14 protein-coding genes and 1 tRNA gene are annotated in these 16,945 nt (G+C 38.4%); 11 read left to right on the top strand and 4 right to left on the bottom strand.

Going from position 1 to position 16,945, the window contains the following annotated elements; translation table 11 throughout:
* The first annotated feature begins 2 nt into the window (after positions 1-2).
* From BM141_RS12030 to BM141_RS12015, 4 genes are read left to right on the top strand one after another with little or no spacing between them, the layout of a single operon-like run.
* Positions 3-1,115: an efflux RND transporter periplasmic adaptor subunit gene (locus BM141_RS12030; RefSeq protein WP_091545614.1), complete on the top strand. Its 1,113-nt coding sequence runs from the start codon at positions 3-5 to the stop codon at positions 1,113-1,115.
* Between the two features lie 25 nt (positions 1,116-1,140).
* Entirely contained in the window at positions 1,141-4,239 is a 3,099-nt protein-coding gene (locus tag BM141_RS12025; protein ID WP_091545612.1) for an efflux RND transporter permease subunit, read from the top strand.
* A gap of 17 nt (positions 4,240-4,256) precedes the next feature.
* Entirely contained in the window at positions 4,257-5,555 is a 1,299-nt protein-coding gene (locus BM141_RS12020) for a TolC family protein (protein ID WP_091545610.1), read from the top strand.
* Positions 5,556-5,566: 11 nt separating this feature from the next.
* A complete protein-coding gene (locus tag BM141_RS12015) occupies positions 5,567-6,307 on the top strand; it encodes a porin family protein (protein ID WP_091545607.1) in 741 nt (246 codons plus the stop codon).
* Between the two features lie 14 nt (positions 6,308-6,321).
* Here the strand turns inward: BM141_RS12015 and BM141_RS12010 are convergent, their stop codons facing one another.
* The 4 genes from BM141_RS12010 to BM141_RS11995 all read right to left on the bottom strand — a co-directional run bounded on the left by BM141_RS12010 (position 6,322) and on the right by BM141_RS11995 (position 9,828).
* Entirely contained in the window at positions 6,322-6,873 is a 552-nt protein-coding gene (locus tag BM141_RS12010; RefSeq protein ID WP_091545604.1) for a rhomboid family intramembrane serine protease, read from the bottom strand.
* A 115-nt stretch (positions 6,874-6,988) separates the two neighbouring features.
* Positions 6,989-7,981, bottom strand: coding sequence for a glycosyltransferase family 9 protein (locus BM141_RS12005; protein ID WP_091545601.1), 993 nt, complete (start codon positions 7,979-7,981; stop codon positions 6,989-6,991).
* 32 nt (positions 7,982-8,013) lie between these two features.
* On the bottom strand, positions 8,014-8,415 hold the full coding sequence (locus BM141_RS12000) for a RidA family protein (protein ID WP_091545598.1): 402 nt from the start codon (positions 8,413-8,415) through the stop codon (positions 8,014-8,016).
* A 48-nt stretch (positions 8,416-8,463) separates the two neighbouring features.
* Entirely contained in the window at positions 8,464-9,828 is a 1,365-nt protein-coding gene (locus BM141_RS11995) for a dipeptidase (protein WP_221407676.1), read from the bottom strand.
* 286 nt (positions 9,829-10,114) lie between these two features.
* Here BM141_RS11995 and BM141_RS11990 point away from each other — a divergent pair.
* From BM141_RS11990 to BM141_RS11960, 7 genes are all read left to right on the top strand, one after another.
* Positions 10,115-10,187 (top strand) — tRNA-Phe (locus BM141_RS11990).
* A 716-nt stretch (positions 10,188-10,903) separates the two neighbouring features.
* A complete protein-coding gene (locus BM141_RS11985) occupies positions 10,904-11,659 on the top strand; it encodes a patatin-like phospholipase family protein (protein WP_091545593.1) in 756 nt (251 codons plus the stop codon).
* An 86-nt stretch (positions 11,660-11,745) separates the two neighbouring features.
* On the top strand, positions 11,746-12,051 hold the full coding sequence (locus tag BM141_RS11980) for an ArsR/SmtB family transcription factor (protein ID WP_091545590.1): 306 nt from the start codon (positions 11,746-11,748) through the stop codon (positions 12,049-12,051).
* 102 nt (positions 12,052-12,153) lie between these two features.
* Entirely contained in the window at positions 12,154-13,104 is a 951-nt protein-coding gene (locus tag BM141_RS11975) for a sulfite exporter TauE/SafE family protein (RefSeq protein ID WP_091545587.1), read from the top strand.
* A gap of 176 nt (positions 13,105-13,280) precedes the next feature.
* Positions 13,281-14,504, top strand: coding sequence for an MFS transporter (locus BM141_RS11970; protein ID WP_177217362.1), 1,224 nt, complete (start codon positions 13,281-13,283; stop codon positions 14,502-14,504).
* 89 nt (positions 14,505-14,593) lie between these two features.
* Complete coding sequence (locus BM141_RS11965) at positions 14,594-16,009, top strand: MBL fold metallo-hydrolase (protein ID WP_091545583.1); 1,416 nt, start codon at positions 14,594-14,596, stop codon at positions 16,007-16,009.
* A 97-nt stretch (positions 16,010-16,106) separates the two neighbouring features.
* Complete coding sequence (locus BM141_RS11960) at positions 16,107-16,673, top strand: YeeE/YedE family protein (RefSeq protein WP_091545581.1); 567 nt, start codon at positions 16,107-16,109, stop codon at positions 16,671-16,673.
* Positions 16,674-16,945: the final 272 nt, after the last annotated feature.

Genomic DNA, 16,945 nt, shown 5'->3' with positions numbered 1-16,945 from the left:
TAATGAAACTGCAATCATTCACTCTTATCGCTTTGGTATTATTTATCTGCTCGTGCGATAAAAATACCTCTTCTGAGGAAGCTAATGGAAATTACATTGTCAGAGGGGATACCGTTATTTTAACAGAAAACTCAAATATCAAATCGCGTATTCAGCTCTACACAGTTGAAACCGAGCAGTATCGCTTAGAACTGGCAAGTGTGGGTACGGTAAGGGCTATTCCTAATAATTATGCAGAAATAGCACCTCCCTTTGCAGGGCGTGTATTGAAGTCCTATGTACGACTTGGGCAAAGAGTAGAGCAAGGTTCTCCTATTTTTGATATTAGCTCTCCTGCTTTTTTTACCGCAGAAAAAGAATATTTTGATGCCAAACAAGAGTTCCGATTAGCAGAGTTGAACCTCAAAAGGCAGCAAGACCTCCTAAAAAATGGAGTAGGCGTGCAAAGAGAATTGGAAGCTGCGGAAACGGAATATGAAATTAAGAAAACTACCCTTGAGAATGCCTCTGTTGCTCTTAAAATCTTTAATGTAGAACCTGAAAAACTCTCTTTGGGCAGACCACTGACGGTAGTTTCCCCTATTAAAGGTGAAATTGTGGACAACAAAATCGTTATAGGTCAGTACCTCAAAGAGGACAGCGAACCTATTGCAATTGTGGCAGAGCTAACAAAGGTTTGGATTGTGGGGCAGGTCAAAGAAAAAGATATTCGCTTTATCCACGAACTGGACGAGGTAGAAGTAAAAATTGCCGCCTTTCCTGATAGGGTTATCAAGGGAAAAGTCTATCACGTAAACGAAATGATAGACGAAGAGACCCGAAGCGTGCAAGTACTGATAGAGTGCGACAATAAAGAACGCGATTTGAAACCGGGTATGTATGTAAATGTTCGCTTCATAGATACTCCCGCACCTACCATTCTTGTTCCCTCTCAGGCAGTACTCCAAATGAATGACAACCAGTTTGTATTTGTGCAAGTAGGCAAAGACAGATACCAAAAGCGAAAAATAGAAACCGAAGGAACTTCCAACGGCAAGGTAGTAACCAAATCAGGTTTAAAATCAGGCGAAGTCATTGTAAGTGAAGGAGGTATATATCTGTTAGAAGCGAAATAACATTCAAACTTGAAATTAGAAAGAAATGGATAAACTCATTAATATTGCGATAAAAAAACGCTGGGTAATGCTTTGCTTATTTATCCTGCTTGGTTTCTTTGGCTATTATGCTTGGCAACAGCTTTCTATAGAAGCCTATCCCGACATTGCCGATGTTACCTCCCAAGTAGTAACCCAAGTACCAGGTTTGGCGGCAGAAGAAGTAGAGCAACAAATCACTATTCCCATAGAGCGAGCCTTAAACGGTTTGCCGGGTATGCACGTCATGCGAAGCAAAAGTACCTTTGGCTTGTCTATGATTACCATAGTTTTCAAAGACGGAGTAGATGATTACTGGGCAAGAATGCGTATTCAGGAAAGATTGAACGAGGTAGAACTTCCTTATGGGGCTATCCCGGGTCTTGACCCGCTTACCTCTCCTATCGGGGAAATTTTCCGATACATCATAGAGAGCAATAGCCACGACCTTAGAGAGCTGACTGATTTACAAAACTTTACTATCATTCCTCGAATCAAGCAAGTATCAGGGGTAGCTGACGTAACTAACTTTGGAGGTATCACTACCCAATTCCAAATAGAACTTGACCCGCGCAAGTTAGACCAATACAACCTTGCTCTGGGAGATGTAATAGAAACGATTGAAAAAAACAACGTCAATGCAGGAGGGAGCGTACTCCCCAGAGGGGATTTGGGTTACGTTATCAGAGGCATAGGATTGATAAAAAATTTGGAAGACCTTGGGAAAATAGTAGTCAAAACAGAAAAGGGCGTACCTATTTACCTCAACGACATTGGTAAGCTCAAATATGGAAACATAGAACGCAAGGGCATTTTAGGCTATACAGACCGACAACGAAGTTATTCAGAAAGCATAGAGGGCATCGTGTTGCTGCTCAAGGGACAAAACCCCTCCGTAGTCTTAGAGGGCATTCATCATGCTGTAGATGAACTCAACAATGAGATACTTCCCGAAGGCGTAAAAATTCATGTTTTCTTAGACAGAACGGTATTAGTACATACTACTCTGGACACTGTTTCGCATACCCTCTTAGAAGGCATGACCTTAGTAGTGATTGTACTGATTGTTTTTTTAGGGAGTTGGAAAGGGGCTTTGTTGGTTGCTATCACCATTCCCTTGTCTTTAATGATTGCTTTTATTCTCATGCACTTCACCAATATTCCTGCAAACCTACTTTCTTTGGGCGCAATTGATTTTGGGATTATTGTCGACGGAGCAATCGTAATGATGGAAACTATCTTGAAAAAAAGAGAAGACAATCCTACGCTGGTCTTACAAGAAAAAAGCATTGCCAATCGCGCCATAGAAGTAGCCAAGCCTATCTTTTTTGCTACTATTATCATCATTACGGCTTATTTACCACTTTTTGCTTTTGAGAGAGTAGAGAAAAAACTATTTACTCCTATGGCTTTCACAGTGGGTTATGCACTCTTTGGGGCATTGGCTGTAGCCCTTTTGCTTATTCCGGGTATGGCTTATGTGATGTATAAAAATCCTCAAAAGATGTATCATAACAAATGGTTAGAAAAACTTACGCATATCTATCATGCAGGCATCGTAAAAGTTATGAAAGCACCTCAAAAAGTTTTTCTGCCTTTGGGTATTATCTTAGCTGCTGCCGTAGCACTTACGGTTTTAGTAGGCAAAGATTTCTTGCCACCCTTAGACGAGGGGTCTATCTGGTTACAAGTCCAGCTACCCCCTGGAATTTCTTTACAAAAATCCAGAGAACTCAGCGATACCTTACGAGCAAGAACTATTAAATACCCAGAAGTTACCTATATGATGGTGCAAGCAGGCAGAAACGATGACGGAACTGACCCTTGGACACCCTCTCACTTTGAGGTATCCGTAGGTCTGAAACCTTACAAAGAATGGGAAAAAGGCAAAACCAAATACGACTTGATAGAGGAATTGGCAAAAGAATACGAATCTCTCCCTGGTTTTACCGTAGGTTTTTCCCAGCCTATGATTGATGGAGTGATGGACAAAATTTCAGGGGCGCATAGCGAATTAGTAGTCAAAATTTATGGCGATGACTTCAAAGAAACGCGCAGAATTGCCGAAAATGTTTTGGCAAAACTCAAAACAGTGAAAGGAGCAGTAGATTTAGCCATAGACCAAGAACCTCCACTTCCCCAACTACAAATCCATGCAGATAGAAACAAGATAGCCCAATACGGGCTAAACGTAGCTGATGTAGCTGAATTGATAGAGGTAGCTGTAGGCGGAAAAGCTGTTTCGCAAATCTTTATAGGCAATAAGGTATATGACATCATTTGCAGGTACAACGAAGAGAGCAGGAATACGCCTGAAAAAATTGCTAACCTCATGCTTACCTCGGGGTCAGGAGCTAAAATTCCCCTTTCGCAAGTGGCTGACGTAAGGCTAAGTACAGGGGAAAGTACTATTACCAGAGAAATGAACAAACGCCACCTCACAGTAAAACTTAACCTGAGAAACAGGGACTTAGCCTCTATGCTCCAAGAAGCACAAGACAAAATAGAAAGTGAAATCAAATATGACCATGAAAAATATCATATCAAATGGGGAGGACAGTTCGAGAACCAAAACAGAGCGTATGCACGACTTTCAGTAATTGTCCCTTTAGCTTTGGCGATTATGTTCATCTTGCTCTATGGAGCCTTTGGACGCTTCCGCCAAGCAGGTTTACTCATGAGCATCGTTCCCTTAGCTTTATTTGGAGGAATGTTAGCTCTCAATATACGAGGAATGACGCTTAATGTTTCCTCTGCTGTTGGTTTCATTGCCTTGTTTGGTGTAGCTATCCAAAACGGTGTCATTATGATTTCGCACATCAATCACCTGAGAAAGCAGGGCAAAGATTTGATAGATGCGGTGATTTATGGAGCAGAACATCGCTTTCGCCCTGTACTGATGACGGCTACGGTAGCAGTCTTAGGTCTGCTCCCTGCTTCCTTAGCCACAGGAATTGGCTCTGACGTGCAGCGACCTTTGGCAACAGTAATCGTCTATGGGCTAATGTTTTCTACCGTTATTACGCTATATGCCTTACCTGCACTGTATTATATAATAGAAAGAAAATGGGGGCAGGATTTTAAAAAGGAAGAAGAAGAACTATAAACACAAATTGAGGTTAAATGAATAAGCAATCTTGGGCAAAAACAAATAAGCTATTTTTCATCTGTTTTTTAGCCATTCACTGTCACTGCTTTGCACAAATTGATACTACTTTTAACAAAATAACTATTCGCTATGCTGACTACATCAACTTAGTAGGGAAAAACAACTTAGGCTATGCCGCACAAAAATTCAATATAGACATTGCAGATGCCAATATAGAGAGTGCCAAAGTATTCCCCGACCCCGAATTGGGCATTGGTTGGTTTGATAATGGGCAGAGGAGAATGAACATGGGCTATGGCTACTCAGCACAAGTAGGTTGGCTATTAGAGCTTGGAGGAAAGCGTAAAGCAAGGATAGACTTGGCAAAAAGCGAAAAAGAATTGATACAACTCTTGCTCTTGGACTACTTCCGCAACTTGCGAGCTGATGCAACCATCAGTTTTCTGACAGCTTTGCAAAACAAATTTTTATTAGATGTGCTTTTGAACTCTTACCAAACTATGTACCGCTTAGCTCAGTCCGATAGTATCCGCTTTCGCTCTGGGGCTATTACCCAATTAGATGCAAGACAAAGCAGATTAGAAGCACAAACCATGCTCAACGATGTGTTCCAAGCCGAAGCCGAGTGGAAAGCCTCTTTAGCCAATCTCTCCCTTCTGCTTGGGCAAAAGCAAAAAGATTCGCTGTTTATTGCCTTAGGCAGTTTTGATGGCTTTGAAAGAAACTTTAACCTCTCAGACCTCATTACTACTGCCCAAAACAACCGAGCCGATTTATTAGCGGCACTACAAGGCAAAACTGTTGCCCAAAACTTGCTCAAATTAGCTAAAGCTAATAGAGTAATCGATTTGGGTATTGCCACAGGCATAGGCTATACCTCGTATGTGAGAAATGTGATAGCCCCTACACCCTCCTTTACTCCTGTTACCGCAGGCATCGCTATTCCTTTGAAGTTTTCCAATAACCGTTCTGGTGAACTAAAAGCCGCCTATTATAACAACTTGCAAGCGGAAATCCAATACCAACAAGCAGAGGTACAAATACAGGCAGAAGTTACTCAAGCTTACTTTCAATACCAAGCCACACGCAAGCAAGTGCAACAGTTCAATAACGGGCTTTTGGACGAATCAAGAGCCGTCTTAGACGGCAAGATTTACAGCTATCAGCGTGGAGAAACCTCTCTCTTGGAAGTGCTAAATGCACAACGTACTTACAACGATACCCAACTTGCCTACTATCAAATTCTTTTCAACAATGCCGCTGCCTTAGTAGAATTAGAACGAGCGGCTGGTATTTGGGACATTAATTTTTAAAAGATAAACACATGAATAAGTTATTTTTGATATTGATATTTTCTCTGTTGGCTTTCATCACCAAAGCCCAAATAGATACTACTCAAACCTTTCGCAAAGAATTGTTTAGCAAAGGTTATGTAGCTTTTGGCATCAAAGTCGGCTATTCCAATTCCAATATCTACGGGAAAGACATAGATTTTATTTTTGCAAGCAAGCAGACCTCCACGTTCTCTGCCTTTCATGCAGGAATTTTTGCCGATGCCAATGTAGGCAAGTTTTTTTCGCTAAAACACGAACTAATCATCAACCAAAGAGGCGCAGGAGTAATACTTAATGATACTCTTTTGGGCAACTACGACTCGAAGTTAGCCATGCTCTACCTCGACTTGTATCCCATCAGCCCTACTTTTCACTATAAAAACTTTCAGTTGTATGCGGGTCCTTACATCAGTATGCTTGTCAATGCCTCTGTGCAGAAAAAAGATGCTGATGGTAAACTTTATAAAGATAAATCTATTTTTGGAGAGGCAGGGAACAACGAAAGTGAGCAGAAATATGTGCAAAAGTTTGATTTTGGCTTGAACATAGGCATAGAGTATCAGTTTTCTTTTGGTTTATTGGTAGGTCTAAAATATACGCATGGACTTACCGACATTTTCCAATACGCCAATAGCTATACTTTTGATGACCCCAAAACAGGAAATATTAAGATTTTTAACCAAGCGCTTTTATTTTCTTTGGGCTACAAGCTGACAGGAAAGGGGAAATAATAACAAAATTAGACTTACTTTTTATTTCCCCCTTCCATAAAGCCAAAAACTGCCCCACATACTCCCCCAACAATATGAGCAAATTCAGAAACATTGTTATTTTGAAAAATATTCACTATCTCCTTCCCAAGAAATAAAATTACCACTAATAGGAAGGTAAGAGGTAGCCTTCCTTGGCGTAAGTTGGTCATAGAACTTAATAGTATCATCATAAACACAATACCACTTGCCCCTAACAAACCACTTGAGAAAAAAATGACATTGAGAATACCTGTAATTAAAGCAGTCAAAAACATCATAGTCAGCAAGTTAGCAGAGCCATACTTTTCTTCTAACATAGGACCCAGCAGTAAGATGAGAGTAAAATTACCAAATAGGTGCGCCCAATCCCCGTGTCCAATGGCATGAGAAAATAACCTAAAATAGTCCACAGGATTGGTTAGACTCATGGTAGGATATACTGTGAATAAAGACATCACTGGGGGCATAAAAGAAGAAATCAACAATACAATGGTACAAATAAAAGTGTAAGTAAGTACTACAGGTGAATTATACTGCAACTGCATAGAATTAGATGATTAGATAAATAACTTTTTTACTAAATACGATTCTATCACTCAAAATGTTTTTTGGGTTTTATTAAGTAAGCTAAAAAAGACAAAAGTAGTTCGTTAAAACAACTTATTCGTTAATCTTAACTAATAAGGCTTGTTTTACTTGGAGTGGGCTAATTGATTGAATACAAGCACACTCTATATTTTTTCTACAATCCTCACAGTATTTTTCTATACAAAGAGTTTGAGCTTTTTTGCCTATTGCTTGCCAACGAGCGGGGTGCATAGGGCGAATCGGCGGGAAAAGTCCTATCGCTTTTTTTCCCAAAGCCGCCGCAATGTGCAAAGGTCCTGTACTGCACGCCACCAAGCCATCACAGGCATTAATAAAACTAATTAATTGAGAGAGAGATAACTGCCCTGTCAAATCCTTGGCTCGTTCAAAAATCATAGGCATTTCTTGCCTTATTTTCTCGCCCTCTGTTTCTGTTCCTGTAATAAAACATTCAAAAGTATTGGTGTCTAAAGACTTAATCAGTGAGTCATAATTTTTCAAGTACCATTCTCTTGCACTGCCTTTGGATTTGGGGTGCAAAATCAAGTTAAATTTATGAGAATGAATAAGTTTTGCCAAAGTTACGTCTAACGGGGCTATCCTCGACATTCCATACAAATCTGCAATTTCACTTAATTCATAATCACTTTTTAACTTCAAAGAAGCCAATAGTTTCAAGTTGAGTTGCGCTTCGTGCAAGTGAGAGTTCTTACGCCCAATATTAGGCAAGTGATTGCAAGTAAGCCAATGAAAAACACGATGACTCGTACCTATTCGATGTGGAATTTTTAGCTTTTTTGCCAAATTGGCTATCGCTTTATCAGGAAAAACATGAACAATCGCCGTCGCTCCTATACTCCTCAATAAGTCTGGCTCTTGGAGTACTTCCGCTCTATCAAAAAATTTGTCTATAAAAATACTACTCTCCACGATAGGTTTCGTATAGGCTTTACCAATAAAAAATACTTGGCTATCAGGAATTTGCTTTTTTATAGCACCTGCCATAGGCAAAGTCAGTACGACATCGCCTATATTATCGGTGCGTGATAAAATGATTTTTTGCATCAAACTTTGCTATCTATCAGCTTAAAATTTTACTAATCTATGATGGCAATACATTTGAGTTCTATGGCTATTTCTGTAGGTAGTGCATTTACTTCTACCGTAGTCCTGCAAGGCTGATTTTCCTTGAAATATTCTGCATAAATGCGGTTATATGTAGGAAAATCTCTTTTCATGTCAGTTAAAAATACGGTAACATCTACTAACTTGTTCCACTGACTTCCTGCCTCCTCCAAAATGTAACGCACATTGGCAAAAACTGCATGACATTGAGCCTCAATATCATAATCTATAATATTGCCATGTTCATCTCTTTTCACACCGGGAATTTCTTTGATTCCCCGTTGGCGAGGTCCTACGCCTGAAAGAAACAGGAGATTGCCTACTCTGCGAGTATAAGGGTACGCTCCTACCGGCTCTGGTGCTTTTGATTCCATTATTTTGATAAATTTTATTGTTAAAAAAGAAGATAAGTAATTACCCCCTTATTTTTGGCTCATTTCTGCAAAATATTGATAAAAATAAGGGATAGTTTCTATGCCCTTCAAGTAGTTAAAAATGCCGTAGTGTTCATTGGGCGAGTGAATAGCATCAGAATCCAAGCCAAAACCCATAAGTAGAGAATCCAAACCTAACTCTCTTTTGAACATAGCTACTATGGGAATACTACCTCCTTCTCGTTTAGGAATAGGCTTTCTTCCAAAAGTTTTTTCATACGCTTTTTCTGCAGCTTTATAGGCAACAGAATCAATAGAAACAACTACTGGCTCACCTCCGTGATGAAAACTTACATTTACTTTCACCGTTTTAGGAGCGATAGCTTGAAAATGAGCCGCAAATAGCTGAGAAATTTCTTCTGAGTTTTGATGAGGCACTAAACGCATAGAAATTTTAGCTTGGGCTTTGGAGGGGAGTACAGTTTTTGCTCCCTCGCCTGTATAACCTCCCCAAATTCCATTGACATCAAGCGTAGGACGCACAGATGCACGCTCTAAGGTGCTATACCCTTCTTCACCAAATACTTCCTCTATGCCTAACTCTTTTTTATAGGTTTCCAAATCAAAGGGAGCTTCGCTCATCGCTTGGCGTTCCGCAGGACTAAGTTCTTCTACTTTGTCATAAAAGTGAGGAATCGTAATCCTTCCTCTCTCATCTTTCAAAGAAGCTATCATCTCGCACAATACGTTAAGAGGGTTAGCTACTGCCCCACCGTACACTCCTGAGTGCAGGTCGCGATTAGGACCGATTACCTCTACTTCCATATAAGATAAGCCTCTCAAACCCGTAGCAATAGAAGGTATCTCATTGGAAATCATACTTGTATCTGAGATAAGAATGACATCAGCCTGCAATTTTTCACGATTTGCTCTTACAAAGTCTGCCAAATGAACAGAGCCTATTTCCTCTTCCCCTTCAAGCATAAACTTTACATTGCAAGGGAGTTGTCCGTATTTCATCATGTACTCAAAAGCCTTGATGTGCATGTAAGTCTGCCCTTTGTCATCACAAGCTCCTCTGGCATAAATCTTTCCCTCCCTGATAGTAGGCTCAAAAGGAGGGGTAAGCCAAAGATGCTCAGGGTCAGCAGGTTGGACATCGTAATGCCCATATACTAAAACAGTAGGAAGGTCTTTGCCAATCAGCTTTTCGCCATAAACAATAGGATTGCCTTGAGTTGGACAAACTTCTACATTATCCGCTCCTGCCTCTAAAAGGCTATTTTTGAGAAAATTCGCCGCTTTTACTACTTCGTCTTTAAATTTCTTATCCGTACTGACAGAAGGAATGCGAAGCAAATCAAAAAGTTCTTCTAAGAATCTATCCTTGTTAGCTTCAATATATTGGTTAATGGTCATCATTATTTAGTGAGGTTTTATTCTACCTTACAAACTTAATAAATATAACATATCTATCTCTTTGGATATGATATTTTTCTTTTGATACTTTACGAAAAAGCAAAAGTACCAATCGCACTACCATAAGAAATATCAATCATTTTTAGAAAAATAAGTATTTGCTTATCAACATTTTACTATTAATATCAAAAAAATATTACAAAAAATATACTCTAAGTGCTTGCAAAATACAAAAAACAGCCGTACCTTTGCAACGCCAAATTTGAAAGGGCTGAAAAAAGGTGATGTAGCTCAGTTGGTAGAGCAAAGGACTGAAAATCCTTGTGTCGGCGGTTCGATTCCGTCCATCACCACTAATAGTTTTTGGGTTTAGAATTATTTTGATTGAAGAAAAGGCATCTTAGAAAGATGCCTTTTTTCATTGTTTGTATAGATTAGTTGTTCTACGGATAAATCATTACTTCTAAGTAGCCCTGCAGAATTATACTCAAAATAAAATGATTTTTCAATTCCTTTCTCTTGCTGAGAAAGGGACTTGGGTTCTCTGACACTTTTTCCAATGAACAATACTACATGTAATTTTAAGCCCGTAGGGCTTTCATCTTGGTAGAAAACAATAAGCCCAACCCACCTACAGCAAGTCCATAGTTGTGAAATATGCCACCACTACGCGGTTTTATTCATTATTTTCTACAAAAATAGCACACCTACGTTGTGAGTCAAGGGCAGATGAAAGTCCATTGCTTACCTAAGTTTTACCAGCGAAAGTGTCAGAGAAACGGAACTTTAGAGTAAAGAAAATTGCAAAAACACTTTTGATTAAGTACAGCTTATATTTGTAAATACTCATTAAAGCATTGATTATTACTATTTCGTATTAATTAATAACTAATAATTCATAACTACCTATGCCACTTAACCTTTTCAAATACATTCTCTACTATCAACATAAGTAAATGGGGAAAAAGAAAAAAACCAAATTGTGATTAAAAAGGCGTATCTTTCTTTGGATTATGCTAATTTTGACTTTTGAAACTAATCATTTGTAACTCAAAATACTCGACTATTCATGAAAATAGGCTTAGCATTATCAGGGGGTGGCGCAAGAGGCATATCGCATTTAGGGGTTTTAGAAGCCTTAGAAGAGCATGGGATTCAACCTGCTTTCCTTTCTGGCGTGAGTGCAGGAGCGATTGTAGGGGCTTTGTATGCGGCGGGAAATAGACCTTGGGAAATATTGCACTTTATTGTAAAAACTAAGATTTTTAAATTTTTCAAACCAGATACAAGTCTAACAGGATTACTTAGGATAGAAGCTACAGAAAAGCTATATGAGCAGATGCTCAAAGAAAATTCTTTTGCAAGTTTAAGCATTCCCCTAACGGTTTCTGCTACTGATATAGAATATGGAGAAATAGTATATTTCTCTGAAGGAGAACTCATTAAACCTCTACAAGCCTCTTCTTGTGTACCTGTGCTATTTGCCCCAGTAGAAATCAACGGCAGGTACTATGTAGATGGCGGCGTGCTTAATAACCTACCCGTAGAACCTCTCGAGGGCAAATGCGACTATATTATAGGTGTTCATTCTAACGCTCTGCCTACACATTTCAAAGTTACTAATATTAAGCAGATGATAGAAAGAGCATTACACTTAGCCATTAACACCAATATTGAGGGACGCAGAGGTAAATGCCACTTTTTTATAGAACCACCTAAAATGGCATTTTTTGGTGTATATGACGTAGCCAAAGCCCAAGAAATATACCAAATAGGGTACGAATACACCAAAGAATATCTAAAAAACTTACCGCTCTTAGATTAACTGAATTGTTAAAATATGCAAAAGAATAGTAAAAATTTTTTTACATGAAAATATGTTCATATATTTGTATCGTAATTTGAAATCAAATGGAAATAGTACAACATTTAAGCAAAGAAAAGTTAGAAAAAGCAGCATTTATTTTAAAAACAGTGGCTCACCCTACTCGCTTAGCAGTCATTGATTTGCTGAGCTACAGGGAAAAAATGTCGGTGAATGAGTTATGTAGTGTTTTGGATTGTGAGCAGTCTTTACTTTCGCATCACCTAATCAATATGAAGCTAAAAGGCATTTTGAACTCTCAGAAAGATGGGCAAAATGTATATTACTCTTTGAAAGAAAAAGATGTAGTTAAGCTCATTAGCTGTATAGAAAACTGCGACTGCAATATGTAGTTTTTAGTTTCTGATGTGTGGTTGCTCGTTCTTTTTTATTTTTGATTATATGAATATATTATCATTTGTTTATAAATAAAATATTTTATCTACATTTGAATCATGGAAATTATAGGTTACATAGGAGCATTGCTCATGGGTGTTTCATTAGGCTTAATCGGTGGAGGAGGTTCTATTCTCACCGTACCGATTTTAGTTTATCTTTTTGCGACTGATGCAGTACTTGCAACCGCTTATTCGCTTTTTATCGTAGGGCTAACAAGTTTAGTAGGTTCTTTGAGCCATATCAGTCAAGGAAATATTCATTGGCGCACTGCTTTTGTATTTGGTTTACCGTCTATTATTGGTGTTTACCTTACTCGTTTGTACGTAGTGCCTGTTATCCCCAATACCATTTTTCAAATGGGAGAATTTGTACTCACAAAGCCCTTATTTTTGCTAATGCTATTTGCAGTGATTATGCTCTTAGCTTCTGTTTCCATGATTAGACAATCAAAGAAAGAATTACTAATTACTGATGGTGATTTACCAATAGCAAATGAACAATCAACATTTGCAACTATAAACGATAACAACCAACAACTAACAACCAACAATCGACAATTAACAATTCAAGCAACCTCCAACCATTTCAAACAACCTCAAACAAGTCTACACTTACACGTATCTCAAACCATCGCCTACAATTACCCCTTAATCTTAGCAGAGGGCTTAATCGTAGGTGGAATTACAGGTTTGGTTGGGGCTGGTGGAGGCTTTTTGATTATTCCTGCTTTGGTTCTCTTAGCAAAGTTGCCCATGAAACAAGCCATTGGGACTTCTTTGGTAATTATCGCACTAAAATCTTTGATAGGTTTTACAGGAGATTTGAAAGCAAGTGAAGCAATGAATTGGGAGTTTTTATTGTTCTTTTCTGGAGTAGCGGTAATTGGGATTATTGGAGGAAGTTTGCTTTCCAAAAAGATAAGCAATGAAACCTTAAAACCTGCTTTTGGGTGGTTTGTGCTGGTGATGGGAGTGTATATTATTGTAAAAGAGTTGTTTTTGAAGTAGTTGATTTTAAAGTGTTTGATATAGTTTGAGGTTGTTTGAAATGGTTAAAAGTCTTCTTGTGGTAAACCCTGTATCTTCGTGTATTAGTGCTTAATAAGTTTTACTGTGGACTCAACAAATAAATCGTTGAGAATCAACTTTTCATGTGTTATCACGTGAAAAGCAAAAATAAAAAAATGCAAAATAAAAGTCAAATAGCCTTGCTTACATTGATTAACGCCTTAGTTGGTAGTTTGTTAGGAATAGAAAGAAGCATTATGCCTATGCTTGCAGAACAGCAGTTTGGCATCAAAAACAATATGCTTTTGCTGGCTTTTATTATGGCTTTTGGCGTAAGCAAAATGACGGTGAACTATTGGGGAGGCAAGTGGGCAATGAAAGTAAGCAGGAAAAAGCTTCTACTCATAGGTTGGTATTTAGCGATTCCTGTGCCTTTCTTACTGATTTTTGCCCAGTCTTGGTGGTGGATTCTTTTAGCCAATGTCTTTTTAGGATTGCAACAAGGTTTGGCTTGGTCTATGACTTTACTAATGAAAATAGAATTGGCAGGAGAAAAGAACAGAGGCTTGGTAGCAGGATTGAATGAGTTTGCAGGTTATACAGCTTTGGCTTTGAGTGCTTATCTAAGTGCTTTGATAGCAAAGGAATATAATGTTTTTCCTTATCCTTTTTTCTTAGCAGGAGCTATTGTAGCAGTGGCACTTTTGTTAAGTACCCTTTGGGTAAAGGAAATATCAAAATCACAAGAGAAAAGTCAAACTATTGATTTACAAAACAATAAAACCTATTTTGCTTGTAGTGTAAATTGTATCATAGAGATTTTTCAACAGAAAAACCAGCGTGCAGTTGTCATAGCTGGTTTGGTAAATAACTTGAATGATGCGCTGGCATGGGGAGTTTTTCCAGTATTATTAATAAGCAAAGGCTTTGATTTAGAACAAATTGGATTGATTGCGGCAGTTTACCCTTTGACATGGGGAATCTTCCAATTATTTACAGGAAAATGGTCTGACAGTTACGGAAGAAAACCTTTGATGGTTTGGGGAATGGCGTTGCAAGGAATTGTATTGCTTCTGTTTGCTTGGGCAAATACTTTTATCAGTTTTGCTTTCTTGTCGGCAGTATTAGGCTTGGGAACAGCTATGGTTTATCCTGTTTTTGTAGCGGCAATAGCTGACAATGCTTTGCCTTCTCAAAAAGCAATTCAATTAGGGGTATATCGCTTTTGGCGGGACGGTGGTTTTGTAGTAGGCGCATTACTTTCTGCCTTGCTATTAATCAAGTTTGAAGTAGGCATTACTATCACAATTATTGGCTTACTTACCTCACTAACAGGTGTTTATATTCAATGGAACTTTAAATCGTATTCTATAAAAAATGTAAAGTATGCCACTTCATAAAAAAATATCTTAAATAAATCAATTTCTCACATTTTATGACGTGAGAAGCAAAATAAAAAAATCAAAACAAAACATAAATATTCAAAAAAATGAAAATAGAACAAATTTACACAGGCTGTTTAGCACAAGGTGCTTACTACATCCAATCAGGCAACGAAGCAGCTATCATCGACCCTTTAAGAGAAATTAAGCCTTACTTAGAAAAGGCTAAGCGCAACAATGCCACTATCAAATACATTTTTGAAACACATTTCCACGCCGATTTCGTATCTGGACATTTAGACTTAGCGAAAGCGACAGGTGCACCGATTATTTACGGTCCTAATGCTAACCCTGCTTTTGATGCGCTGATTGCCCAAGATGGTCAAGAGTTCAAGTTAGGCGAGGTAGTTATTCGTGTGCTACATACACCAGGACATACCATGGAATCAAGTTGCTACTTACTCATCGACGAGAACGGCAAAGAAACAGCTATTTTCACAGGCGATACACTTTTCATTGGAGATGTGGGACGACCTGATTTAGCCCAAAAATCTAATTTGACTATCAATGATTTAGCAAGTTATTTGTATGACTCTTTGCATACTAAAATTATGCCCTTAGCTGATGACATCATTGTATATCCTGCTCATGGGGCTGGCTCAGCTTGTGGAAAAAACATGAGTAAGGAAACTTCTGATACTTTGGGCAATCAGAAAAAGACCAACTATGCCCTCAAAGCCGCTACGAAGGAACAGTTTATCAAAGAAGTTACTGATGGGCTTCAGCCACCTCCTTTCTACTTCCCTAAAAATGTAATGCTAAATAAAACAGGTTATGAAAGCGTAGAAAAGGTGATTTCTAAAGGCATGACTCCTCTCTCTCCAGAAGTGATAGAAATGTTAGTGGAAGACCATAATGCTATCGTGTTGGATACTCGCAAACCTCAAGTTTTTAAAAATGGTTTTATTCCTCAATCTATCAACATTGGTATTGACGGAGATTTTGCACCTTGGGTAGGGACTTTGATTACTGATATCAACCAAGCCATCATCATAGTAGCAGACGAAGGCAGAGAAGAAGAAGTAGTTACTCGCTTGTCCAGAGTGGGTTATGACAACACCTTAGGGTATTTAGAGGGTGGCATAGCGGCTTGGGAAAAAGCAGGAAAAGAGTTAGACCATGTAATTTCTATTTCTGCTGAGGAGTTTGCACAAAGAGTAAAAGAAAACGCCGATATAGTAGTAAAAGATGTCCGCAAGCAAAGTGAGTTCGAGGCAGAGCATCTGGAAATAGCACAGAACACTCCTTTGGCATATATCAATGAACACATGGCTTCTTTTGACAAAGAAAAAGACAACTATATTCACTGTGCAGGAGGCTATCGTTCTATGATTGCATGTTCAGTGCTTAAAGCAAGAGGCTACCACAACGTAGTGGACATTGCTGGTGGTTTTGGGGCAATTTCAAAAACTGACATTCCCAAAACGAACTATGTTTGCCCTTCGACTTTGAAAGCAAACTAATACTTTTTATAGCTGACAGGTGTAAAAAACCTGTCAGCATAGATAAGACAATATACCAGTCATAACTAATCGCTTGTAACTCATAACTAAGAAAATTATGTTAGAATTTTTGCAACAGCCTTGGCATTGGTCAGTGGCAGGGGTGATGATAGGGCTTACTGTACCTACTCTACTCATTTTAGGGAATAAAAAATTTGGGATTTCGTCTTCTTTGAGGCACGTATGCGCCGCTTGTATGCCTGCGAATATTCCTTTTTTCAAATATGATTGGAAAAAGGAAGCATGGAATCTATTTTTTGTAGCGGGAATATTTCTGGGAGGTTTTTTTGCACATCTTTTCTTACAAAACCCTGAAGCTATCCAAATTTCAGAAAGCACCCAACAAATCTTAGCAAGCTACGGCATTAGTGATTTTAGTAGCCTTATGCCCGCAGAAATTTTCACTTGGGATAATCTTTTTACTCTCAAAGGTTTCATTTTCTTTGTCTTAGGTGGTTTCTTAGTAGGTTTTGGAACTCGCTATGCGGGGGGCTGTACTTCTGGACATTCTATCATGGGCTTGTCCAATTTGCAAGTACCTTCGCTCATAGCTACTATTAGCTTCATGGTGGGTGGTTTTATTTCTGCTAATGTATTATTACCACTGATTTTCAAGTTTTTATGAGTTTGAATATGCTTATCATGTGAAAACACATGATAAGATGACAAATGGCTCGAGAAACGCTTGTAAAATTGACAAAGAACTAAAAGGAAAACAAGTCAATTTATCACGTATTTTGTACTCGGTACGAAGTACGTGATAAACAAACCGAAAAACACTTGCAAAATTGCAAAACAAATGAGTTAAAAATCAACATCAAGTCAATTTATCATGTGTTATCACATGATAAACAAAATTAAAATTATGGAAAAAACTATCATCAAAACTACTGAAAT

Source organism: Thermoflexibacter ruber, assembly GCF_900113045.1.
Taxonomy (GTDB): Bacteria; Bacteroidota; Bacteroidia; order Cytophagales; family Thermoflexibacteraceae; genus Thermoflexibacter; species Thermoflexibacter ruber.
This window is presented reverse-complemented; position numbering and strand designations above follow the sequence as displayed.